The following is a 24,459-nucleotide window of genomic DNA, read 5'->3' as shown; positions in this document are numbered from 1 at the left end:
GACTGAGAAAGAGCCGTCCCGATGTTCCTCGACTTCCTGCTCGACTGGCTCGCCGCGGTGCCGGGCTTCGCCGTGCCCTTCGCCCTGGCCGCCCTGGGCATGCTGCTGATGGAGAAGGCCGGCGTGCTCGCGCTCGGGGCGGAGGGCTTCATGCTGGTGGGGGCGCTGGCCGGCATCGGCGCCATCCTCGGGCTGGGGGCGGCGCCGATGCCGGCCCTGCTGGTCTCGGCCCTGGCCGCCGCGCTCCTGTCCCTGCTCTACGCCGTGCTGGTGGTGAGCCTGCGGGTCAACCAGGTCATCGCCGGGCTGAGCTTCGTGTTCCTGGCTCAGGGCCTGACCGGGCTGATCGGCACCAGCCAGGGCTGGGTCAACCGGCCGGTGGAGGGTCTGCGCAGCCTCTCCCTCGTCCCGCTCTCCGACCTGCCCGGGATCGGCCCGGTGCTGTTCCGCCAGGACGCGGTGGTGTTCCTGACCGTGCCCGCCTTCGGCCTGGTCGCCTGGTTCCTGGCCCGCACCCTGACCGGGCTGCGCCTGCGCGCCGTCGGCGACGGGCCCGACGCGGCGGACGCCGCCGGCATCGGCGTGTCGGCCACGCGCTACGGCGCGGTCGCCGCCGGCGCCGCCCTGGTCGGCCTGGCCGGGGGCTACCTCTCCGTGGGCATCGCCCGGATCTGGGTCGAGGGCATGACCGGCGGACGCGGCTGGATCGCCGTCGCCCTCGTCATCTTCGCCCGCTGGCAGCCCTGGCGCGCCCTGGCCGGCGCCCTGCTGTTCGGCGCCATCGAAGCCCTGATCCCCCGGATCGCCGCGGTCGGTATCCAGGTCCCCCAGTACTTCATCGCCATGATCCCCTATCTCGCCACCCTCGGCGTCATGATCTGGACCTGCCTCAAAGCCCAATCCAACAACACCGAACCAAGAGCCCTCGGAACACCTCACCTGCGCGAAGACCGATAGGGCCGGAACCGAGAGACGGGCGCGCGCCGAAGGGAGCCGCCCGGGGCCGCCTCCGGGGGCTCAGGGCGCGCCCTGCGGCCCCCGGAACATGGCCTTGTCGATCATCGCGTGCACGCCCCAGTTCCCGTCGACGACCTGCGTGATCCCGAAATCGACGGCCGCCGACATCAGGGCGATGGCCTCGTCCTCGTCGAGGTTCATGTTCGCCATCAGGAAGCGGCGCACCTTGCGGAAGGCGTCGCGCATGGCGAGGTCGAGGGACGACTTGCTGTAGACGTCGCTCTGGCCGTGGGCGCCGAACTCGGCGAGGTAGTTCGGGTGGCTGAAGCCGGTCAGCACCCAGTGCTCGGGGGTCTCGATCAGCGGGTAGGTCAGGTCGCCGAGGGGCGTGCCGCCGGTGTCGGCCCTCTTGTGCAGGACCACCCGGAAGGTCCCCGTCATCGAGCACTCGATCGCCGTGCCCGACAATTCCCCGTCCCCCTGGGCCGCATGGGGGTCGCCCACGGAGAGGAGCGCGCCGGCGACCGAGACCGGCAGGTAGACGGCCGCCCCCTTTCCGAGGCGCCAATTGTCGAGGTTTCCGCCGAAATAGGCGGGCGGCACGGAATCGACGAGATCCGCCTCCCGCGGCGCCACCGCGATCACGCCGAAATGCGGCCGCAGCGGGATCCGGATGCCCGAGAGCACCGGCCTGCGCCGCGTCACCGTGGCCGGATCCACCGGCACGCCGGGATAGTCGTAGAGCGCGTGGCGCACGCCGTTCGGATCGGTCTGCGGCTCCCAGCGGAAGGCATGGACCGCCCGGGCATGGGGCGCGTCCCCGTCCGGGAAGATCTCGTAGATCGTCACCGTCTCGCGGGGCCGGGGCTCGCTGAGAAACTCGCCGTAATGGTAGCCCCACCAGGCGGCGACGCTGCTGCCGAAGACGCGGCCGGCATAGGCCGGGTTCTGCGAGCGCCGCGGGGCGATGTCGACGATCCGGACCTCGAGCACGTCGCCGGGCTCGGCGCCGCGCACCGCGATCGGCCCGGTGCAGATATGGACGCCGAAGCCCTCGCCGGCGCCCCGCCCGAGCACCGAGGCGTCGAGGGGGCCGGCGCCGCGGCGGTTGACGGCCTTCTCGGTCGCCGTCCAGCGGAACACGTTCTCCGCGCCCGCATCCCCGCGGATCATCCGTTCCGGGTCGTCGGAGGCGTGCTGGGTCAGGGTCTCGACGGTGACGAGATCGCCGGATTCGATCGCCAGGACCGGCTTGAGCGACCGGCTGAAATAGCCCCAGTGCACGGTGCCGGCATCGACGGCCAGGTGATGGTGCCCCGGCGTGCGGGCCGCCCCCTCCCGGCGCATGGGCCGGGCGGCGGCGCCCGGCGCCTCGTCCTCTCCGCGGGCCGGGCGGGCGCGCAGACGGGCGAGGGCCTGTTGCGGCCAGCCGCGCTGAACGTTCGGCGCCGCGCCCGCCGCCCGCTCCTGCTCCGCCTCGCGCCGCCGCAGCTCCCGGGGCGGCAGCCCGAAGCGCTCCCGGAACAGGCGGCTGAAATGGGCGGAATCGGAGAAGCCGTAGCGATAGGCGATCTCGGAGATCGACACGGCGCCACAGGCGGGATCGACCAGATCGTGCCAGGCGCGCTGCAGGCGCCGCTCGCGCAGGTACTGGCTGAAACTGTCCCCGCTGCCCTCGAACAGCTTCTGCACGTAGCGCTCGGAGATGCCCTCGCTCTGGGCGATCTCGGCCACCGAGAGGCTCGCCGCACCGAGCCGCCGCTCGATGGTGGCGTAGAGACGCTGCAACAGGGCGACCCGGCTCGACGAGGCGTCGGCCGCCTCCGAGGCGCGCTCCGTCGCGAGGGCCAGAAGCAGTTCCGCGGCGCTCTGGGCCACGGTCTCCCACGCCATCTCGGAGAGGCGGTCGAGGGTGCCGGCCGCGGCCTCCGCCGCCTTCGCCAGGATCCCGGACACGCCCTCCCGGTCGAGGATATGGGGCCGCGACAGGTTCTGCAGGGCGAGCGTGCGGCCCCGGAACATCTCCGCCGGCGCCGCGAGCACGATCGCGTGCAGCCCACGCTGGAAGCTGAGCTGCCAGTCGCCGCCCCGGGGGCCGAGCAGCATCTGCCCCGACCGGAGGATCCGGTCGCCCTCGGCGGCCTGGAGCAGGCCACCGCCCTCCTGCGGCAGGATCAGGAGGGGCGGGCCGCTCGCGCCATGGGCCGGCTGCAGGACCTGCGGCTCGGCCGAGAGGGTGCCGAGGCGCAGGCCGAGGGAGGAGGCGCGGAACAGGGCGGAGGCATGGGCCGAGATCGGCGGGCGCGCCGCCACGGAGCGCAGGGCGAAGCCGCCGAGAACCTCCTGCCAGGCCCGGTCCCGCGAGGCCCCGCTATAGGACTCGCTGGCGAAGGGCTGCGCGCTCATGGTGACGATCCCGGCATGGCCGGGGCGCGGCCGCAAGGATCGTGCCCCGGCCAGGCCCGGCCCGCGGGCCGGACGGCCCCTCAGCGCGCCGCGCGGCCGGCGAAGACCGCCTTGGGGATGGAGCCGGTCACGCCCCAATTCGCGTCGACCACCTGCGTCACGGAAAAGTCCGCGGCGACCGACATGAGCGAGATCGCCTCGTCCTCGCTCAGGCCGTGAGCCGTCATCAGGAAGCGGCGCAGCTTCCGGAAGGCGTCGCGCATCGCCGCGTCGAGGCTGGAGCGCTTGAGGATCTCCGCCTGCGGATCGGGCGCCAGCTCGGTCAGGTAGTTGGGCACGCTGAAGCCGTAGACCGACCAGAGCGCCTCGGTTTCGAGGAGCGGGTGGTTCAGCCCTTCGAGGATCGTGCCCTCCAGCGCGCCCTTCTTGTGCAGGACGAACTCGAACTCGCCGGTGAGCGAGATCTCGATGGCGGTGCCGGAGAGCTCGCTGTCTCCCTGCGCGGCATGGGCGTCGCCGCAGGAGAACAGCCCGCCCGCCACCGCGACCGGGTAATAGACCCGGGCGCCCTTGGCGATGCGCCAGTCGTCCATGTTGCCGCCCGTATAGTTCGGCGGGATCGTGCTGACGAAATCCACCTCGGCCGGGGCGAGACCCATCGTGCCGAAATGCAGCCGCGCCGGCACCCGGATGCCCTGCAGGACGTTCTCCCGCTTGGTGACGGTGGCGTGGTCGACCGGCACGCCGGGATAGTCGATGGTCGGGTGGACGATCCCGTCCGGGTCGGTCTGGGGTGTCCAGCGGTAGGAATAGAGCGCCTTGACCGAGGCCTCGGCCATGTCGAGCTCGTAGATCGTCACCACCTCGCGCGGCTTCGGCTCCTCGATCAGGTCGTTGTACTGGAAGCCCCAATTGGCGGAGGGGTTGGACCCGAAGAAGCGGCCGGCATAGGCGGGATTGGCGCTCGGGCGCGGCCACATGTCGATCACCCGCACCTCGATGATGTCGCCGGGCTCCGCGCCCTCGATGGCGATGGGCCCCGTCAGGAGATGCACGCCCAGGCCCTCGCCGGAGCCGGCGCCAAAGGGGGGCTCCGTCGCGCCGGCGCCGCGGCGGCGCAGGGTCTTGGTCTCCTTCGTCCAGCGGAAGATCGCCTCCGCGGCCGGGTCGCCGGCGATCATGCGCGCGTGATCGTCGTTGGCGTGGTGCGTGATCGTCTCGATCACGGCGCGCTCGCCGGATTTCAGGGTGAGCACGGGCTTCAGGGTGTGGCTGAAATAGCCCCAGTGCACGGTCTCGGGCGTGGCGGGCAGGTGATGCGGGGGGCGGTGCGCGGTCATGGGATCTCGCTGGGTACGGTCTCGCGGGGCATGGGGAGAGAGGCCACTCGGGCGGGCGGCGTCGCCGGGCGTCCGGGGGCCTTCAGGCGGCGTCCATGGTGCGGAGGAAGCGGGCGGTGAGGGGATGGGCGGGGGCCGCCAGCACCCGGTCGGCCGGGCCCTCCTCGACGATCCGGCCGCCGGAGAGGAACACGATCCGGTCGGCCACCTCGCCGGCGAAGCGCAGCTGGTGGGTGGAGATGATCATGGCGAGCCCCTCCTCCACCGCCAGGCGCCGGATCACCTCGAGCACCTCGCTGACGAGCTCGGGGTCGAGGGCGGAGGTCGGCTCGTCCAGGAGCAGCACGCTCGGCCCCGGGGCGACGGCGCGGGCGATGGCGACGCGCTGCTGCTGGCCGCCGGAGAGGTGGCGGGGGAGGGCGTCGGCGCGCTGGGCGAGGCCGACGCGCTCGAGCAGCTCCTGCGCCCGCCGCGCCGCCTCACGAGGCGAGCGCCGCTGCACCCAGCGCAGGGGGCCGGCGATGTTCTCCCGGGCGGTCAGATGGCCGAACAGGTTGAACTGCTGGAACACCATGCCGACGCCGACGCTCGCCCGCATCTCGGCGATGGCCCGGGGCGTCAACCTGCGGCCGCGCTCGTCCACGTCGAGGGAGCAGCCGCCGACGCGGATCGTGCCCTCCTCCCAGGTCTCGAGGCGGTTGATGCAGCGCAGGAGCGTGCTCTTGCCCGATCCGCTCGGGCCGAGCAGGGCGACGACCTCGCCGGCGCGCACGCTCAGGTCGACCCCGTCGAGGACGGTGTGGCCGCCGTAGCGCTTGCGCAGGCCGCTGATCGCGACGGCCGTGGCGTGGCCGGCCAGGCGCTCGCTCCGGGCCGCCCGGTCGAGGCCGTCCGCGCCGGGGCGGAGCCGCCGGAGGGCGGGCAGCGGCTCGGCCGGAGCCAGCGGAACCGCCGCCGGGGCGGGCGTCGCGGGCACCGCCGCGCTCGGCGGGGCGGCCCGCCCGGGCAGGAGGGCGCGCAGGAGGCGGGCGAATTGCTCCCGGGCCGGCGGCCGGTCGAGGTCGAGCAGCCGCTCGACGCCGACCTGGATGAGCGCGACCGCCCCGGTGAGCCCCAGATACATCAGGCCCGAGGCGCAGAAGATCGAGAAGAAGTCGAAGGTCGCGGAGGCGAGCTGGGTCGAGCGCAGCGTCAGCTCCTGCACCGCGACGACCGAGGCGAGCGAGGAGTTCTTGAGGGCGCTGACCGTCTCGTTGCCGAGGGCCGGCACCATGGCGCGGATCGCCTGCGGGGCGATGATCCGGCGCAGGATGGCCGCCGGCGTCATGCCGAGGGCCTGGCCGGCGCTGACCTGCCCGCGATCGACCCCGAGCACGTTCGAGCGGAGGATCTCGGCGATGAACGGCGCCTCGTTGAGGGCGAGGGCGAGGCCGGCCGCGGCGATGGCGGAGAGCTTGATGCCGATCAGCGGCAGGGCGTTGTAGCAGAACACCATCTGCAGGATCAGCGGCGTCCCGCGGAAGACGATCGCGTAGCCGCGGGCGAGGACGGCCAGCGCCTTGAAGCGGCTGAGCTGCATCGCGGCGAGGAGGAGCCCCATCGCCAGCCCGCCCAGCAGGCCGAGCCCGGTGATGAGAAGGGTGTAGCCGATGCCCTCCAGGAGGTAGGGCATGCTGAGGTAGTGCAGGAACGGATCCATCGGCCTGTTCGCGGCTTCGAGGAGGGGGCGGCCGGTGCGCGCGGCCCGGCCGCCCCGAAGGACGCCCTCAGTCGGCGAGGACGAGCGTCGGCGCCTCGAGCTGCTCGGCGGGCAGGTTCCACTTCTTCATCAGCGCGGCCTGCAGGCCGGATTTCTGGATCTCGGTCAGGGCCGCGAAGACCGCGTCGCGGAAGGCGACCTTGTCGCGCGGCACGGCGATGCCCACCGAATAGGGCAGCGTCACCGCCGTCGCCTTGTCGAGCTTGGCCGGATAGGCCTTCACGGCGCCGTCGACGGTGTTGGCGTCGTTGATGTAGGTGTCGGCGCGCCCGGCCAGGATCGCCTGGATGCAGTTGGCGTTGTTGTCGTAGAGCTGGATCTCGGGCGCCGGCTTGCCGGCCTTCTTGCACGCGGCCTCCAGGGCCTGGATCAGCGGCACCTCGACATAGCCCGTGTTCTCGGCGGCCACCGCGCCGCAGAGCGAGAGGTTGATGCCGTCGATCTTCTTCGGGTTGCCCTTGGCGACCAGCACGCCGTCGAACACCTTGAGATAGGTGATGAAGTCCGCCGCCTTGGCGCGCTCCTTGGTGGCGTAGATGTCCGAGATGACGATGTCGGCCTGCCCCGCCTGCAGGGTGGTGAGCAGCGCCGCGAAGGTGACCGGCTTGTAGGTCAGGCTGAAGCCGAGGCATTCGCCGATCGCCTCGCCGAGATCGACGTCGAAGCCGATGTACTTGCTCGGATCCTTGGGATCGATGGTCTCGTAGCCCGGCGTGTGCGGGTTGATGGCGTTGACCAGCGTCTTCCCCTTCAGGGTGGGATACTTGGCCTGGAGCGCCGCGCAGGCCTCCGGCGCCGCCGCCTCGGCCGTCCCCGGGAGCGCGGCCGCCGCCAGGGCGAGACCGAACGCGCCGAGAACGGCCCGCTTCAGCCAGGTCGCGGCCCCTGCCACGGGCTGGCCGCAGGATTGATCGAACATGGAAGCCACCGGACACTCCCCTCGTCTCGCCGCCTCGTCGCGGCCATGAGTCCCGAGACAGGAGTGTCACCGAAGCGCCCGCGGCGGACTTGTCTGTGGCCGCACTGTTTGTTGGATCGGGCCGGGCCAGATTCCGGGCAGGGCGCGCCCATCGGATGAGCAGCCGCCGCCCCCGCACCGGGGTCGAAAGCCGGATCAGGCCGGGGCGGCGGATGGCTCGCACCTTGCCCCGGCCCCGCGCGGCGTCGTTCGCCGCGCTGCCGAGGATGACCCGATGTCGAAGACCGCCCCCGCCCTCCTGTTCCACATGGTCCCGGGAGGGCCGAAGCCGGTCGCGCCGTTCAGCCACGCCGTGGAGACGGACGGCTTCGTCTTCGTCACCGGCCAGATGCCGGACACGCCGGAGGCGCCCGGCCGGCTCCCCGAAGGGATCGAGGCGCAGACCCATCACGTCATGGCGAACCTGAAGACTGTCTTGTCCGGGCTCGGCCTGGGCCTGGAGCACGTGGTGATGGTGCGGATCTACCTGACCCGCTTCGACGCGGACTACGCGGCGATGAACGCCACCTACCAGGGCTATTTCCCCGCCGACCGCCGCCCCGCCCGCACCTGCGTCGGCGTGACGGGCCTCGCCTACGACGCCCGCATCGAGATCGATCTCGTCGCCCGGCGCCCCTGACCCCGGGGGGCGCGCCCGCCCCCCCGCGCCATCGATCCGGGAGGCCGTGGCGGCCTCCCGCCCCCAATACACAACTCTCAGTTGCAACTCGGCAACGATCAAGCCGCAAATCGTTGACGCGTGGAGCGACCTTTCCATAATCCAGCATGCGTGAAGAGAAGCTGGATTCCATTCAATACAGTTGCGGACCGAAAGATGTTTTGGTTTTTTCACTCGTAGACATCGCCTCGAATGCGATGGGAAAAACCTCTGCGGCGCAATCATAAGCCCAGGGGAATGCACAAATGGCCGAGACATTCGTCAACCAGACTTTCGGAGCCGGACAAGCCTCCACAGGACTTCTGCTCGGAAATACTTTCACGGGAACGAACCTCGCCAGTGGCGCGGCGTCGATCACCATCAACGGCAATATCGACCTGCCCGGCTCGCCGGTAACCGTCGATTCGACCCTGGTCGGCATTGCCGGCGTCGGCCTGCAGGGAAGCTATCTCGGCTTCACCGCGATCCCCAACTCCCAGGAAGCGATCTATTACTTCCGCGTCGAGCCCGCCGGCATCGGCACGCCCGTCACCGTCGCGGTGCGGAACGCCCCCCTGCCGCCGCTCCAGGTCGGCGTCGCCGTCGACACCACGAACGTCAGCGCGCCCGACAGCCCGACCATCGTCTGCTTCACCGAAGGCACGCAGATCCTGACGGATCGCGGCGAGGTGCCGGTCGAGTCCCTTCAGGTCGGCGACCTGGTGGTCACGGCCTCCGGGGAGCAGCGCCCGGTCAAGTGGCTCGGCCACCGCACCATGGATCCGCGCCGCCATGCCCGGCCCGAGATCGCCATGCCGGTGCGAATCCGGGCCGGCGCGCTGCGCGAGAACCAGCCGTCGCGGGACCTCGTCGTCTCCCCGGGCCACGCCATCGCCCTCGACATCGTCGGCGAGATCCTGGTCCCGGCCTTCTCGCTCATCAACGGCGCCACCATCGTCCAGGAAGAGGTCGAGAGCGTCACCTACTGGCATGTCGAGCTCGACAGCCACGATCTCCTCGTCGCCAACGGCCAGGCCACCGAGAGCTATCTCGACATGGGCAACCGGACCTTCTTCGGCCGCTGCAGCGGCGAGGCGGCGAACGGCGTCCTGATCGATCTCGGCGCCGGTCCCGACGCGGATCCCGCCCAGCGCACCCATGCCGACTTCTGCCGTCCGTTCCATCAGACCGGCGCCGTGGTCGAGTTCGTGCACGAGCGGCTCTGCGCGCGCGCCCGCGCCCTGGGCTGGCGCCTCGACGAGGAGGCCTGGGCCCACGCGCACCTCATCGTGGACGGCCGGCGCGTCGACCCGGAGACCCGCGGCCTCACCGCACGCTTCGTCGTGCCGGCGGGCGCCAAGGAGGTGTGGCTGGTCTCGCAGACCAACGTGCCGCGCCATCTCGGGATGAGCCACAAGGACGGGCGCGCCCTCGGGCTCTGCCTCGCCGGCCTGCGCATCGACGACGGCTGGAACGGTCCGCGGGCCGTGGCGCTGGACGATCCGCTGCTGTGCCTGGGCTTCCACGAGATGGAGGGCCCCCAGGGCAAGCGCCGGCGCTGGACCGCCGGCCGGGCTCGCCTCCCCTCGGGCCTGTGGACCGGCAGCACGGGCAGCTTCCAGCTCTGGCTGGACCTGCACCGCGCCGCCCTGCCCCGCTGGATCGCGCCGCAGGTCGCCGCCCAGCGCGCCACCCTCAGCGCCGTCGCGGCCTGAGCGGACGATGACCCGGCTCATGCCCGTCGCGGGACGAGCCGAGCGGGGGGCGCTCGCGCCCCCCGTCCTATTCTGGTGCGACACCACCGCGCGGCAGCCCTTCGAGACCGGCATCCAGCGCGTCACCCGCCGCCTGGCCCGGGGGCTCGAAGCCTGCGGCCTCGACGTCGTGCCGGTCGGCTGGGATGCGGGACGGCGCCTGATGCGCCCCCTGGGCGATGCGGGCGCGGCCGGGCCGGACCGCTTCGAGGCCGCCTCCGGCGGCGACTGGCTGATCCTGCCCGAGATCCCGAGCACCCTGCTCGGCGAGGACATCGACCCGATCCGGCTGGCGCGGGCCAGCGGCCTGCGGGTCGCCGCGATCGTGCACGACCTCATCCCGATCCGCCTCGCCCACCTCTACAGCCCGGCCCAGACCCTCCTCTATCGCCGCTACTTCCGCATGCTCGCCCGGGCCGACCTCGTCCTGGCGACGACCCGGCTCGTGGCCGGCCATCTGCGCGCCTATCTGGAGGGCGAGGGGCTCCCGGTGCCGGAGATCGGGGTGGTCCCGCTGCCGGCGCAATTCGCCGACCGGCCGCGCCTGCGGGAGGCGCTCCCTCCCCGCGCGGCGGGCGAGCCGTTGCGGCTCCTGGCCGTCTCCACCTGGGAGCCGCGCAAGAACCTGCCGCGGCTGCTCCGGGCGCTCGACCGGGCGCAGCGGAGCCATGGCGCGGCGATCCGGCTGACGCTGGTCGGGCGCCGGGGGGCTTCCGCGGCGCTGGATGCGGAGATCGAGGGCCTGCTGGCCGGCCTGCCGCAGGCGCAGGCCACCGAGCGGATCGACGACGACGCCCTGGTGGCGCTCTACCGCTCGCATCACGCGAGCGTCTATCCGTCCTGCGACGAGGGCTTCGGGCTGCCCGTCCTGGAGAGCCTGTGGCTGGGGCGGCCCTGCCTGTGCCATGCCGGCTCGGCGATGGCCGAGGTGGCGCCGGGCGGGGGCACGCTGATGCTGGACATGGGCGGCGAGGCCGCCATCGCCGACGGCCTGGGGCGCCTCGCCCGCGAGCCCGGCCTGCTCGACCGGCTGTCGGGCGAGGCCCGGGGCCGCCCGCTGCGCGACTGGACGGACTACGCCGCGGACGTGGCGGACCGCACGGGCCTGGGCGGTCGGGGCTGAACAGGCGGGACGGACCGGCCGGTCGGCGCCGGTTTCCCGCGCCGTTCGCCCGATCACGGAAAGACGACGGCGACGCGCGCGGGCCTGGTCCGCCGCGCCCGGACCGATCCTCCGCCGGTCAGCGATGTCCTCGCCGGCCGGGAGATGAGAAAAGATCCGAGCCTGTCTTGGAAATGACCTTTCTAGTCCTTCGCGCGGGCACGCCCGCGTCGCTGCGCGGGCGGATCGATTTCCGGGCGGCGTCGAAACAGCGTTAACGGCACCTTAAGCCCTTCCCCCCTCGTCTGACCGGGAAGAGAGGCCGATTCCGGCCTCCCGCGACAGGCAGACCATGCGAGGGGATCGTCCAAACGGGCCGGGTTCGCGGCGCGTCCCGCTCAAGATCCTGAACGCGGCGCAGCTCGCGGCCGTCACGGCCGCCGCGCTGCTGGTCGCCTGGGCGGGGCTCGCCTTCGGGACCGCGCCGAGCTTGGACGCGGAGCGCGCCGCCGTGCAGGCCGGCGCCCGCGCCCTCGCCGATTCGCTGGAGGCGCAGCTGCGCGGCGGCGTCGCCGATGCGCGTAACCTCGCCCTGCTGCTGCAACTGGACGATCCGGCCCGCGCGGATGGCGACCGCTCCGCGCTGCTGCAGGACTGGCTCGCCCTCAACCCGCGCTACCGCGAGGCCGCGCTGATCGGGATCGACGGCAGCGTGCGCGCCGCCACCGACCGCCGCCGCGTCGGGTCGAACGTGGCGCGCCAGCCCTGGTTCGCCCGGGCCCGCCTCGCCCAGATCGCGCTGGCGACCGGCGTCGGCGAGCGCGAGGCGCCCCTGGACATCGTCCTCTCGGCCGGCGCGCCGGGCCGGTCGGACCGGATCCAGCTGCGCACGGCCCCGGAATTCTTCACGGAGACCGCGGCGCATGTCCGCCAGGCCCTCGGCCTCGCCGGGCCGGTGGCCTTCACGGTGACGGGGGCCGACGGGCGCGTCCTGGCCGGGCCCGCGGCTTCGCCGGAGGGCGAGCGGCTCGCGGTTTCCGTCCCCCTCTCCGGCGGGAGCGAGCTCGCCAGCCCCGGCTGGGTGGTGACGGCCACCGCGCCGGCCCCCGCCGCGCGGACGGCGCTTCCGCTCCCGGATGTCGGGATCCTGATCCTCGGCCTCGCCACGGTGCTCGCCGCGGCCGGGATCGGCTACGGGCTGGGCGGCCGCGCCGCGCAGCCGCTCCGGTCGCTCGCCGAGGGGACCGCCGAGCCCGAGGCGGAGCCGGCCTCGGTGGTGCGCGAGATCGCGGCGCTGACGGAGGCCGTCACCGAGCGCAGCCGGAGTTCCGGCGCCCTCGTCGCCCAGGCCGATGTGAGCCTCGACCGGATCAAGGGCCGCCTGAGGACCTTCGAGGCGGTCTCCGGCTGGCGCTGCTGGGAGATCGATCCGGACACGCGCCAGATCCTGTGGTCCGACGCGGAGGGGGCCGGGGCCTTCACCGCCGATCACGCCAGCGACGTCGCGGCCTGCTTCGACCCGGCCGATCACGCGCTCCTCCACCACGCCCTCACGGCGGTGCGGGCGGAGGGCGGCCCGCACGACGTGGTGCTGCGGACCCGCGCCGACGCTCCCGAGGGACAGCGCCGGATGCTGGTGCGGTTCCTGCGCGGCGGGACCGGCGACCGGATCCACGCGCTCAGCCGCGCCCTCGGGGAGGCGGAGAGCCCGGAGCCCGGCCACGGGCGGAACGAGCGGCGGCACGCGCTCGTCCTGCGCCAGGTGACGGACGCCATCATCCACGACTTCAACGACGCCCTCACCGTCGTGCTCGCCAATCTCGGCGTCCTGCGGCGGCGGCCGGATCTCGACGCCGCGCAATCGCGCCTCGTGGAGGCGGCCCTGGCCGGGGCGCTCCGCGGCGCCGCCCTGACGCGGCGCATGCTGAACCTCGTGCGCGGCGAGGCCGACGCCTCGGCGGAGAGCGATCCCGGCGCCGCGATCGGCGCGGCGCTCGCCTTCATGCAGACCAACGTCCTGCGGGACATGCCCGTGATCGACCGGCTCCCCGCCGGCCTGCCGCGGGTGCTGTGCGCCGAGCGCCTGATCGAGATCACCCTGCTCAACATCGCCTTCCATATCCGCGACCAGGGGCTGCACGGCTTCGCCATCGGCGGGGCGGAGCACGAGGCGCAGGAGGCCCTGGCCTTCGGCCTGCCCGCGGGCCGCTACGTCCGGCTGCTGGTGGCGAGCGGGCAGCGCGTGCCGGACCGTCTTCCCTCCGCCGCCCCCTCCCGGACGTCCCTCGAGACCGTCGCGGCGCTGCTCGCGGAGATCGGCGCGGGCTGGCGCCTCCTCGCGGACGGGACGGGCGAGGAGACCTTCCTGGCCGAGATCTGGCTGAGGGCCGCGGAGCGCCCGGCGGCCGAGCCGCCGCTCTGGCAGGCCAGCCTGCGGATCCTGCTCGTCGAGAGCGACGGGCTGGTGCGGGAGAGCCTGGCCGAGGCGCTGACCGATCTCGGGCACGAGGTCGTCCAGGCGGCGACCGGCGCGCAGGCCCTCGACCTCCTGAGCGAGGATGCCCGCTTCGACACGATGATCGCGGATCAGGCCATGCCGGTGATGAGCGGCCTGCAGCTCGTGGCCACCGTGGTCGAGCGCTATCCCGGGATCCGGGTCGTGCTGGCCAGCCCCCACGGCCAGCTGCCCGCCACCGCGCGCCGGTTCCTGCAGCTCGACAAGCCCTTCCGCCCGGACGAGCTCGCGACGGTGCTCAGCGCCGGCCCGGTGCAGGACTGGGCGGCCTGATCCGCCCCGCGCCGAGGCGCTAATCGGCGCCCTCGGTTCACAGAGCAGCAAAACAGCGGTGCGACAGAGACCGGACGCCGCTTCGGGCCGAGATGCGCCCGTTGCCGGGCGGAACCGTTAAATCTTCGTCACTCTCGTTTCCGTGAGCGAAATAGCAAATTGCTGGTTGCAGGCAGCATCCTGTTAACCCTCACGGTGGAGAATCTGGTGAACAGCTTTCGAGCGTCCGAGGATTGAGCGGCTGTGTTTGCACGCATCCAGCAACGAACCCCGAGCATCCTCCATGCCCTCCTCGTCGGCGCCGTGCTGCCGCTGCCCCTGTCGGTCGCCGCGGAGGCCGCCGACCTGCCCCGCTCGGGCGACGCCGACTGGTACACGGGCGCACAGCAGCAGGCGGTCGACGACAGCTGGGCCGTGTCCGTCGACGGCTCGACCAGCGTCACCTCGAACAGCTCAGCCTTCGGCTCCGTCACGGTGACGACCGCCCTGGGAAGCCCGCCCACCGTGAGCGGCGCGCGGGTGCGCATCGAGGGCGTCGCCGGCACCTATTCCTATCCCGGCCAGAGCGTCGGCTCCCGCGTGACGGGCTACCAGCAGGAGGGCTCGGCGCTCGCCGGCTACGAGTGGATCTGGCGGGACGCGGCGCTCGCCGGCTATATCGGCTTCAACGTCCGCAGCAATCAGCTCTCGATCCCCGACCCGGGCAACCCGGTCGCCGGCACGGGGGTCGGCCTGAAGGTCGCAGGCAACTTCTACGCGAATCCGACGGACCGGACGATGGTCTCGGCCTACGGCTCGTACTCCACGAAATTCAACGCCTATTATTCCCGCGTCCGCCTCGGCTACATGGTCGCGGACGGGGTCTATATTGGGCCGGAGGCCCTGTTCCTCGGAGACGACTTCTTCCGGCAATATCGCATCGGCGCCCACCTGACGGGCTTGACCTTCGGCCCCGTACAGATGTCCCTCGCCGCCGGCTATGTCCGTGACCGCATTCAGGGCTCCGGCTACTATTCCAGCATCGAGGCCCGGGCTAATTTTTAATCCTGGAAAAATTTGCGGTTTAATCGAAGGCTAGACATAAAGACACATTCGATATTGATCGCATGCAGAAATCGCTGGCATACGGCTGAACATCGCTCGCAAAGCGGTATTTAGAGGGCACGATACGGCCCGAGAGCCGGGCGAAGCGGTGTGGGAGCGGCGGGTGTGATGCGTGTGATCCGTTGGCTTGCATGGATGGGGACGACGATCGCCGGCCTCATCCTGCTGAGCCAGCCCGTCGGCACGCAGAACCAGCTGTTCATGAGCCTCGCCGCCATGGCGGCGATGACCATCCTGTGGTTGTTCTTCGACGGTCCACGGACGCGCTTCGTCTTCCTGGCCCTGGGAAGCCTGGTGGTGCTCCGCTACATCCTGTGGCGCCTCACCGACACGCTGCCCTCCCCCGGCGATCCCGTCAGCTTCGGCTTCGGGCTGCTCCTGCTCCTGGGCGAGCTCTACTGCGTCTTCATCCTGTTCGTGAGCCTCATCATCAACGCCGATCCCCTGCGGCGGCGGCCGCCGCCGGTGGCGGATGCGGCCGCGCTCCCCACGGTCGACGTGTTCGTGCCGAGCTACAACGAGGACACCGCGATCCTGGCGATGACCCTCGCCGCGGCGCGCCAGATGAACTACCCGCCCGAGAAGCTGACCGTCTGGCTCCTCGACGACGGCGGCACCGACCAGAAATGCGCCGATCCGAACCCCGAGAAGGCGGCCGCCGCCCGGGACCGGCGGCGCGACCTCCAGGCGCTCTGCGCGGAACTCGGCGCCCGCTATCTCACCCGCGCCCGGAACGAGCACGCCAAGGCGGGCAACCTCAACAACGGGCTCGCCTCCGCCAGCGGCGAGATCGTGCTGGTGCTCGATGCCGACCACGTGCCGTTCCGCTCCCTCCTGACCGAGACGGTCGGCCATTTCGCGGAGGATCCGCGGCTGTTCCTGATCCAGACGCCGCACGCCTTCCTCAACCCGGACCCGATCGAGCGCAACCTGCGCACCTTCACGCGGATGCCCTCGGAGAACGAGATGTTCTACGCGGTGACGCAGTGCGGGCTCGACAAGTGGAACGGCTCGTTCTTCTGCGGCTCGGCCGCGCTGCTGCGGCGCACCGCCCTCGACGAGGCCAACGGCTTCTCGGGCATCACCATCACCGAGGATTGCGAGACGGCGCTGGAGCTGCATTCCCGCGGCTGGACCAGCGCCTATGTCGACAAGCCCCTGATCGCCGGCCTGCAGCCCGAATCCCTGTCGGCCTTCATCGGCCAGCGCTCGCGCTGGTGCCAGGGCATGTTCCAGATCCTGCTTCTGAAGAACCCGCTGTTCAAGCGCGGCCTCAAGCCGATCCAGAAGATCGCCTATCTCTCGAGCATGACGTTCTGGTTCTTCCCGGTGCCGCGCCTGGCGTTCATGTTCGCGCCGCTGCTGCACATCTTCTTCGACCTGAAGATCTTCGTCGCCAGCGTCGACGAATCCATCGCCTACACGGCGACCTACATCATCATCAACCTGATGATGCAGAATTACGTCTACGGGAAGTTCCGCTGGCCCTTCGTCTCGGAGCTCTACGAGTACATCCAGGGGCTCTACCTCTTCAAGGCGATCGCCTCGGTGATCTGGTCGCCGAAAAAACCGACCTTCAACGTCACCGACAAGGGCATCGCCCTCGACCACAACCATCTCTCCTCGGCCGCGCTGCCCTATGTCATCGTCTATGGAGTGCTCTTCGCCGGCTGCGCCGTGGCGACGTGGCGCTACCTGTTCGAGCCGGGCGTGACCAACCTGATGCTGGTCGTGGGCCTGTGGAACTTCTTCAACCTCCTCACCGCCGGCGCCGCCCTCGGCGTCTGCGCGGAGCGCCGCCAGAGCGAGGCGACGCCCTCGCTGGCGATCAACCGGCGCGGGACCCTCACCCTCGGCGGCCGCGCCGTGGACGTGGCGGTGGAGCGCGTCTCGGCCCAGGCCTGCTCGATCCGGCTGCCGACCGCGCTGCTGGCCCCCGGCGCCGGCCAGAAGCCGATGACGGGCTCCCTCGGCGTCGTCCCGATCAAGGGCTCGCCCCGCCCGACGGGCCTGCTCCCGGTCACCCTCGACGAGGTCGAGCGCTCCGGCGACGAAGCCTTCTGCCGGCTGACCTTCGGCCGGCTCCGGCCGCAGGATTACATGACGCTCGCCGGCCTGATGTACGGCGACGCGGAGGCGATGCGCCGCTTCCAGCTGCGCCGCCGCCGCCACAAGGACATCCTGACCGGGACCCTGCAATTCATTTGGTGGGGGCTCGTGGAGCCCCTGCGCGCCCTGCGCTACGCCTTCGCGGCGGATGCCCGGCCGGCGGTGGCGCCCGTCTCCACCGGGATCTCGCCGATCTACGACGGCCCGGACCAGGCCCCGACCGGCGCGGGCTTTCCGGAACCCCTGCTGCCGCCGCCCGGCCCGCCCGCCCGGGCCGCGACGCGGGAGACGGCGCGAGAGGCCGAGGCCCCCTCGAGCGAGTGGGTGCGCATGATGCTCGATTACGAGAACGAGCGGACCCTGGCCGACCATTCCGGGGCCGGGCCGGGCCGGGGCGCGACGGCGCGATGAGGGCGCGCATGCGAGTCCGGACCTGCCAAGGGCGCCTGCGCCGCCTCGGCCTCGCCGGGCTGCTCCTGGCGCTGGCCGGCCTCCCGACCCCGGCCTGCCGCGCCCAGAGCTTCCTCGGCACGGGGCCGGCGGAAAGGCTGACGGTGCCGCCCACGGGCGACCCCCTGCGCCCGACCGCCGGCCCGCCGCAGGGCGCGGCCCCGGCCGCGCCGCCCCCACCGCCGGCACAGGCGCCCGCCGCGACTGCGGTCCCGACCGCTGCCCCCGCCGCCGCCCCGCCCCCCGTCCAGGCGCCCGCCCCGCAGGGCCGCCCGGCCGGATCGGACGCGGCCACGGAGGCCGCCCGCCGCACCGCGGCGCAGGCGGCGATCGCCCCGGCCCGGCGCTTCCCCGCGGGCACCCGCGGCTTCCGCCTCGCCGGCGAGGAGGACATCCTGCAATACCCGGTCTACCTGACCGAGAGTCAGGTGCGCGGGCCGGCGCGCCTGCGCGTCTCGTATCTCTCGGCAATCTCGGTGGCGCCGGAATTCTCCGTGCTGACCGGCCTCGTCAACGGCACGCGGGTCGGCTCGACCCGGATCCAGGCCCCCGGCGCGGTCAAGGTGGTCGAGTTCTCCGTGCCGGAGGGCGTGCTCCGGAGCGGCTACAACGCCGTGACGCTGACGGCGAGCCAGCGCCACCGGGTCGATTGCTCCACGGACGCGACCTTCGAGCTCTGGACGCAGGTCGATCCCTCCCGCTCGGGCCTCGTGGTGGCACCGGCGACCGACCTCGACGCGAACGCCCTCGCCGCCCTGGAGCCCGACGAGAGCGGGGCGCTGCCCATCGCGGTGCTGCTGAGCGAGAAGCCGAGCCTGCCGCGGCTGGAGCGGATGATCGCCGCCGTGCAGGGCGTGGCCCTGGTCGGGCGGCTCGCCCGCCCCGCCGTCACCTTCGGAGGCCCCATGGCCGGCCGCAGCGGCGTCAACCTCGTGGTCGGCACCGCGGCCGAGATCCGCAACACCGAGGGGATCGAGGCCCTCGGGCCGATCACCGGGCCCCGGCTCGCCCTGCTGCCCCCCCGGGGGAACCGGGCGCCGACCCTCGTGGTGACCGGCCCCGGCGATGCCGAGGTCCGGCAGGCCGCCGCGCAGCTCGCCGCCTCCCGGGACAACCAGGCGGGCGGCCCCGGCGCGACCCTCGCCACGCTCACCCGCGGCTACGAGGTCTTCGGCAACGAGTCGATCGACCTGGAGCGCCTCGGCATCACCTCCCGGGAGTTCAACGGGCACCTCCTGCGCACCCGCCTGGAGCTGCGCTTCCCCGCCGATTTCGTCCCCGCCGACTACGGCAAGGTGATGCTGCATCTCGCCGGCGGCTACGCGGCCGGCCTCGATCCGAGCGCCAAGATCATCGTCGACATCAACGGCCGCAACGCCGCGAGCGTGCCGCTGCCCTATGCCCGGGGCGAGGTGTTCGAGGACACCGCGATCCCGCTGCCCCTGAGCCTGTGGCGGCCGGGGCTGAACCGGATCGACATCAGCGCGCTCCTGCCCAACGCCTCGGACAAGACCTGCGATACCCTGTCCCCCACCGCCCGGCAGGCCCGCTTCCTGTTCCTCGACCGCACCCGCCTGACCATCCCGCATCTCGCCCAGGCCGCCCGAAGCCTCGACCTCGCCGCGGTCAAGGCCGGGGCCGTGCCCTTCGTCGCCGCCGGCGCCCGGCCGCAGCTGGTGCTACCGACGGCGGACCGGGACACGGTGGATGCCGCCGCCACCCTCGCGGCGCGGCTCGCCATCGCGGCCGGGCGCATCGTCGATTTCGAGGTGGTCCCGGAGATCCCGGCGACGGGGGGCGGCGCCCGGCTCGTCGTGGCGCCCGCCCGCGCCCTCAACCCGGTGACGGTCGAGGCGGTCGGCCTCGATCCCGGGGAGATCCGCCGGATCTGGGAGGGACGGGCCGAGACGCTCGCCACGCCGGGCCAGTTCGGCGCGGAGGGCGTGCTGACCCTCGACCGGCTGCGGCGGAACCTGCCGATGCGCTGCGCCCTGCCGGCCTCCGCCGTTCCCCTCGTCACGGCGCCTCCCGCCGCCCCCTCCGCGGCGCCCGCCCCGGCGCCCCCGCCCGGGGAAGCCGACGCGGCCGAGATGGCCCCCGACGATGCCGCCAGCGAGGCGGCGCTCGTCGCCCGCTGGGACGAGACGCTGTCGGGGGCCTCCATCCCCGCCGTGCTGCGGGAGGGCTGGCGGCAACTGGTGGACCGGACCCGGCGGCTGCACCGGACGCTCACCACCCCGAGCCAGGCCCCGGCGGCCGGCGCCGTCTCGGAGAACGCCCGCGCCTCGCTGATCATCGCGGAGGGGATCGGCGGCCCGGGCCTCGCGGACAGCACGGTGGTGGTCACCGCCCCCAATCCCTCGATGCTGAAGGCCTCGGTCTCCTGCCTCGTCGACCCCGTGGTCTGGACGCGCCTGCACGGCCGCGCCGCCTTCCTCGACGCCTCGAACGGCACGCTCTCCGTCGTCCAGCCGGAGCATGTCGCGCTGATCGGGACGCGTCCCTGGACGCTCGCCAATTTCCGGCTCGTCTCCGCGGCGTGGCTCTCCCTGAACCCGCTCTCCTATGTCGGCATGACGCTGGTGATGGCGCTCTGCCTCGGGCTCGCCACGACGAGCCTCGTGCGCCAGCTCGGCCGGAGGAATTCATGAGCCCGCCCGCGCCACGCCGCAGCCCCCGCCCCGGCCGGCGGCGCGCGGCCGCGGCCGCTCTCTGGCTCGGGCTGAGTGCCGGCGCCGCGCCGGCCCTCGCCCAGGCCCCGCCGCCGGAGCCCGGCGCGGTGCCACCGGCCATCGCCATCCCGAACCCGCCCCGTGCGGAGCGCCCCGTGCAGAACGCTTCCGGGCCGAACCTCGCCGGCGCCCTCGGCAACGACGCCGCCTGGCGGGCCTACCGGGCGCGCTTCGTCACGGAACAGGGGCGGATCGTCGACACGGCCAACGGCCAGATCAGCCACAGCGAGGGCCAGGGCTACGGCATGCTGCTGGCGCTCGCCGCCAACGACCGGGCCGCCTTCGAGCGGATCTGGGGCTGGACCCGGGCCAACCTGATGGTGCGCTCCGACGAGCTCCTGGCCTGGCGCTGGGAGCCCGACAAGCGCCCGGCCGTCGCCGACATGAACAACGCCACCGACGGCGACATCCTCGTGGCCTGGGCGCTGACCGAGGCCTCGGTCGCCTGGGACGAGCCCTCCTACCGGACCGCCGCGCGGCGCATCGCCGTCGAGTTCGGCCGCAAGGCGATCCTGTTCAAGGACCCGCACGGGGCGCTCCTGCTGCCCGCCGCCTCCGGCTTCTCCGGCCAGGAGCGCGCCGACGGCCCGCTCCTCAACCTGTCCTACTGGATCTTCCCGGCCTTCCCGCGCCTCGCCATCGTCGCCCCGGAATACGACTGGGCCTCCCTCGTCCGCAGCGGCCTGTCCTTCCTGCGCCAATCCCGGTTCGGGCCGAGCCAATTGCCGACGGAGTGGATCTCCGCCAAGGAGGCCCTGCGGCCGGCGGACGGCTTCCCGGCGCTGTTCTCCTACAACGCGATCCGGATCCCGCTCTACCTGGCCTGGGCGGGCCTCGGCCGGCCGGAGGATTTCGCGCCGTTCCGGACGCTCTGGGGCGGCCTCGACCGCGAGCGCCTGCCCATCGTCGACACGGGGGACGGCCACACCGTCGAGTGGCTGAGCGAGCCGGGCTACACCGCCATCCCCGCCCTCGTGGCCTGCGTCTCGGACGGCACCCCCTTTCCCGAAACCCTGCGGACGGTCCAGGACAACCAGAACTACTATCCGACCACCCTCCACCTCCTCGCGCTGATCGCGGCGCGGATGCGCGCCCCGTCATGTCTCGCCCAATGATTGTTCGCCGGAGCCGTCTCCCATCCCGCCTCCCCGCGCGCTTGGCGGGGGGCCTCGGCACGCTCCTTCTCGCCTGCGCCGCCCCGGGCCTGCCGGGAACCGGATCCGGCGCCCTGGCGCAGAACGCCGCGCCCGCCCCGGCGCCCGGGCCGCGCGTCGTCTACGGCGACGGGGTGCGGGCGCCCGCGATCCTGGTCGATCCCGAGACCGGGGGCGGGGCGGCCGGCATGGTCGACGAGAGCGCGCTGCGCTACTACGCCTCCCAGAAGCAGACCGCCCGGATGAAGGCGGAGATCGCGCGCCTCAAGCGGCTCTATCCGGGCTGGACCGAGCCCACCGACCTCGACAGCCTGCAGCCGAGCCCGCCCGAGGAGGCGCCGCTCTGGGACCTGTTCACGGCGGGGCGCTTCGAGGACCTGCGCGCCGCCATCGCCACGCATCGCTCGGTCGAGCCGGGCTGGCAGCCCTCCGAGGAGCTGGCGCGCAAGCTGCGCCGGGCGGAATTCCGCAACCGCATCCGGGAGATCGCGGGCAAGAGCGCAGGCAAGAGCGCGGAGGAGGTGGTCGCCCTCTACCGGTCCGATCCCGGCGCCCTCGATCCCGCCGACGTGGAGAGCATCTGGACGATCGCCGACGCCCTCGCCGCGACCGGCGCCGCCGAGGACGCCTTCGCGATGTACAAGTCCGTGCTCGACGGGAATGCGGATGCGGGCGCGCGCCTGGCCACCATCCAGAAGGCGATGAGCCACCTCACCATGGATCAGGCCGAGCGCCTGATCGCCCTGGGGCGGCAGGCGCAGGACGGAAGCTCGGAATTCGACGTCATCCGCCTCGACATCACGCGGGCGCGCATCGCCGCCTTCCTGCATGACGAGCCGGCGCAGACGCCCAAGGTGGCCGACCTCACCGCCTTCCAGGTCTATGCGCGCAAGAGCGGCGACCCGGGCCAGACCGGCCTGCTCGGCTGGTACGCCTACAAGCGCCACCAGTTCCGGGAGGCGCTCGAGTGGTTCAAGATGGCGATCGCCCGCGGGGGCGACGCCATGATCGCCCACGGCCTGGCCCATACCCTGCGCGAGCTCAACATGCTGCGCGAGGCGGAGGAGGTGGCCTATGCCTGGCGCGACCGCTTCGTCGGCAACGAGCTGCTCTTCATCGACATCCTCGAGCGCAAGCTGACGCTGCCCAATCCGCCCTTCATCGAGCCGACCCGCATCGAGCGCTACGCCAAGGTCGTCATCGGCAGCGGGTCCGGCGAGGGGGCGCAGGGGCTCGCCTGGTATGCCTACAATTCCTGCCAGTTCGACACGGCGCTCGAATGGTTCCAGCGGGCGGTCGCCTGGCTGCCGAGCGAGACGACGGTGTTCGGCTACGCCCTCACCCTGCAGCGCCTGAAGCGGCAACGGCCGTATCTGGCCGTCGTCAACCGCTATGACGGGCTGTTCCCGAAGGTCGTGGACATGCTGTTCCGGGAGGATCCGGGCGGCCCTCCCCTGCCCTGCGCCGGCCCGGTCGCCGCGCCCGCACCCGCGGCCCCCCGGGCCGCCTCTCCCGCCCGGACGGACGCGGCCGCCTATGGCCGCGTGCCCCGGCCGGACGCGCCGACGGTCGGTGCCCGGAGCGATGGCACGCCGCCCGCCGTCCAGCGCAACGAGTTCCCGCTTGCCGTCTCCCTGGACAACGCCCTGCGCTACCCGCCGGGCGCCCTGCAGCGCGTCCTGACCGACCCGGTCCCTCCGGGCACCTACGCCGCGGAACCCGCGACCGCCCATCCCCCGCTGGTCGCGCGCCGCGTGGCCGGTGCGGGCGCGATGCCTTACGAACGGTATGGCTTCGCGCTGCTGCCCGGCTACAACGGCCTCGACAAGCCGCAGGGGCTGAGCCCCCCGGCCCGGGGCACGCTCTGGCAGGACCAGCAGGCCGACCGCGCCCGCGCCGGCTCCACCGAAGGCGACCGCTTCTCGGTGCCCGGCCGTCAATCCTCCGGCACGACAGCGAACGAGAAGGGGTTTCCGTGAGATCCGGACGTCGCGGCCGCCCTCCTCTCACCCTCCTGGTTCCTGCGATCCTGGCCCTCCTGAGCGGGCTCGTCCCGGCCGGTCCGGCCCGGGCCCAGCCCGTGCCGGTCCTGACCCTGCCGGGGGCCGGGCCGGTCGCGGGCGTCGTCGAGACGCGCCAGCGCGACGGGTTCGACCAGCGCATCCGCTACGAGGGCGGCGACGGCCGCAACCATGCCGAGATCGCCCTGCGCAACGAGACGGGGGATCTGCTCCTCGCCTTCCCGCCGCGCCTCGCCAAGCCGAGCCAGTTCGGCATCGAGAGCGAGATCGCGGTCCGCTTCCCCGGCCAAGTCCTGCGTGCGCTCCCCGTCCCGCGGCAGACCATCTACGGCCCGGTCGGCATGGCCCTGGGCGCGGATTGCCTCTACGCTTGGCAATGGCTGGAGCGGCCGAGCGCGCTCCAGCGCAGCGGCCGGCGGCCGGGCCTGATCGATGCCGCGCCCGCGGCGGGCGCCCCCCGGAAGGTCCTGTCCCTGCGGATCCGGCTCTGCCGCACGGCGCAGGCGAGCCTCGGCGATCTCGTCGCCGCGGTCGAGAAGCTGCGGATCACCCTGCCCGGGGCGGCCCCGTCCGTCGAGCGGCCCGCGGTCACCCGCCCCCGGCCGAAGGCGGCCCGGCGACCGGCCCCGGTCGCGAAGCCGGCGGTCGAGCCCGCGCCGAACGAGCCGAACGTGTTGAACGACCGGCCGGCCCCGCCGCCCAAGGCGCCGCCGCCCTCTCCGCCGCCGCGGCCGGAGATCCCGGCGCCCCCCCGGTCCGAACCGGCCCCGGCCGACCAGAGCGGGCGCCGCTACATCGCGCCGACCCAACAGGCACCCGCCGCATCGGCGCCCGAGCCGGCCGGACCGGCCGCAGGCGGCCCGCAACGCTACATCACCGACGTGCCGAACCCGGCGGAGGCCGGCGGCCGCACCCCGGCGCCGAGCCCGGCACCGGGCCGCACCACCAACGAGAGCCTGTCGCAGGATCTGCCCCCCGAAGCCTACAAGCCGAAGGGGCCGCCCGGGGGACCGTGACGGCGCCCAGGCGGCCTGCCGCGGTCGACGGGAAGGAACAAGGGCCGCCGCGGCGCGCCGCCGGAACGAGGCCCGAGGGCGATCCCGATCCGTCGGGAGCGGCTCCTCCAAGCCTCTGTCGGGACGCGCTCTCTCACGCCGAACCGGTGTC

General features: G+C 72.9%; 15 protein-coding genes. 11 read left to right on the top strand and 4 right to left on the bottom strand.

The features are described from left to right. Positions 1-21 precede the first annotated feature (21 nt). On the top strand, positions 22-957 hold the full coding sequence (locus MFF21_RS21520; RefSeq protein ID WP_238313915.1) for an ABC transporter permease: 936 nt from the start codon (positions 22-24) through the stop codon (positions 955-957). Between the two features lie 60 nt (positions 958-1,017). Here MFF21_RS21520 and MFF21_RS21515 read toward each other — a convergent pair whose 3' ends face one another. The 4 genes from MFF21_RS21515 to MFF21_RS21500 all read right to left on the bottom strand — a co-directional run bounded on the left by MFF21_RS21515 (position 1,018) and on the right by MFF21_RS21500 (position 7,381). Further along, positions 1,018-3,363 (bottom strand): acetamidase/formamidase family protein, encoded by a 2,346-nt coding sequence (locus MFF21_RS21515; RefSeq protein WP_238313914.1) that lies wholly within the window; start codon positions 3,361-3,363, stop codon positions 1,018-1,020. A gap of 80 nt (positions 3,364-3,443) precedes the next feature. Then, positions 3,444-4,703: an acetamidase/formamidase family protein gene (locus MFF21_RS21510; RefSeq protein WP_238313911.1), complete on the bottom strand. Its 1,260-nt coding sequence runs from the start codon at positions 4,701-4,703 to the stop codon at positions 3,444-3,446. Positions 4,704-4,785: 82 nt separating this feature from the next. Then, positions 4,786-6,402: an amino acid ABC transporter permease/ATP-binding protein gene (locus tag MFF21_RS21505; RefSeq protein ID WP_238313908.1), complete on the bottom strand. Its 1,617-nt coding sequence runs from the start codon at positions 6,400-6,402 to the stop codon at positions 4,786-4,788. A gap of 67 nt (positions 6,403-6,469) precedes the next feature. Then, positions 6,470-7,381, bottom strand: a complete 912-nt coding sequence (locus tag MFF21_RS21500) for an ABC transporter substrate-binding protein (protein WP_238313899.1) — start codon at positions 7,379-7,381, stop codon at positions 6,470-6,472. A 274-nt stretch (positions 7,382-7,655) separates the two neighbouring features. Here MFF21_RS21500 and MFF21_RS21495 point away from each other — a divergent pair, with 274 nt between their 5' ends. The 10 genes from MFF21_RS21495 (at position 7,656) to bcsN (ending at position 24,308) form a co-directional block, all read left to right on the top strand. Next, the gene (locus MFF21_RS21495) at positions 7,656-8,060 is read left to right on the top strand and encodes a RidA family protein (RefSeq protein WP_238313897.1); all 405 of its coding nucleotides are present in this window, start codon (positions 7,656-7,658) and stop codon (positions 8,058-8,060) included. Positions 8,061-8,344: 284 nt separating this feature from the next. Continuing rightward, on the top strand, positions 8,345-9,793 hold the full coding sequence (locus MFF21_RS21490; RefSeq protein ID WP_238313896.1) for a Hint domain-containing protein: 1,449 nt from the start codon (positions 8,345-8,347) through the stop codon (positions 9,791-9,793). Between the two features lie 7 nt (positions 9,794-9,800). Then, the gene (locus MFF21_RS21485) at positions 9,801-10,955 is read left to right on the top strand and encodes a glycosyltransferase (protein WP_238313894.1); all 1,155 of its coding nucleotides are present in this window, start codon (positions 9,801-9,803) and stop codon (positions 10,953-10,955) included. Between the two features lie 331 nt (positions 10,956-11,286). Next, on the top strand, positions 11,287-13,722 hold the full coding sequence (locus tag MFF21_RS21480; RefSeq protein WP_238313892.1) for a response regulator: 2,436 nt from the start codon (positions 11,287-11,289) through the stop codon (positions 13,720-13,722). 276 nt (positions 13,723-13,998) lie between these two features. Further along, positions 13,999-14,766: a cellulose biosynthesis protein BcsS gene (bcsS, locus tag MFF21_RS21475; RefSeq protein ID WP_373325076.1), complete on the top strand. Its 768-nt coding sequence runs from the start codon at positions 13,999-14,001 to the stop codon at positions 14,764-14,766. Positions 14,767-14,934: 168 nt separating this feature from the next. After that, positions 14,935-17,346, top strand: coding sequence for a UDP-forming cellulose synthase catalytic subunit (gene bcsA / locus MFF21_RS21470; protein WP_283206549.1), 2,412 nt, complete (start codon positions 14,935-14,937; stop codon positions 17,344-17,346). Positions 17,347-17,354: 8 nt separating this feature from the next. Further along, on the top strand, positions 17,355-20,036 hold the full coding sequence (locus MFF21_RS21465; protein ID WP_238313888.1) for a cellulose biosynthesis cyclic di-GMP-binding regulatory protein BcsB: 2,682 nt from the start codon (positions 17,355-17,357) through the stop codon (positions 20,034-20,036). Then, positions 20,033-21,232: a family 8 glycosyl hydrolase gene (locus tag MFF21_RS21460; RefSeq protein WP_238313882.1), complete on the top strand. Its 1,200-nt coding sequence runs from the start codon at positions 20,033-20,035 to the stop codon at positions 21,230-21,232. Before MFF21_RS21465 ends, MFF21_RS21460 begins: the two co-directional genes overlap by 4 nt. Further along, a complete protein-coding gene (locus MFF21_RS21455; protein ID WP_238313880.1) occupies positions 21,229-23,250 on the top strand; it encodes a hypothetical protein in 2,022 nt (673 codons plus the stop codon). Before MFF21_RS21460 ends, MFF21_RS21455 begins: the two co-directional genes overlap by 4 nt. Further along, complete coding sequence (gene bcsN / locus MFF21_RS21450; protein WP_238313878.1) at positions 23,247-24,308, top strand: cellulose biosynthesis protein BcsN; 1,062 nt, start codon at positions 23,247-23,249, stop codon at positions 24,306-24,308. The genes MFF21_RS21455 and bcsN overlap by 4 nt, the downstream gene beginning before the upstream one ends. The last annotated feature ends 151 nt before the right edge of the window (positions 24,309-24,459 follow it).

It is taken from the genome of Methylobacterium organophilum, from assembly GCF_022179465.1.
GTDB classification, from domain to species: Bacteria; Pseudomonadota; Alphaproteobacteria; order Rhizobiales; family Beijerinckiaceae; genus Methylobacterium; species Methylobacterium organophilum.
Note: the sequence above shows the minus strand (reverse complement) of the source record. Positions and strands in the feature narration are given on the sequence as shown.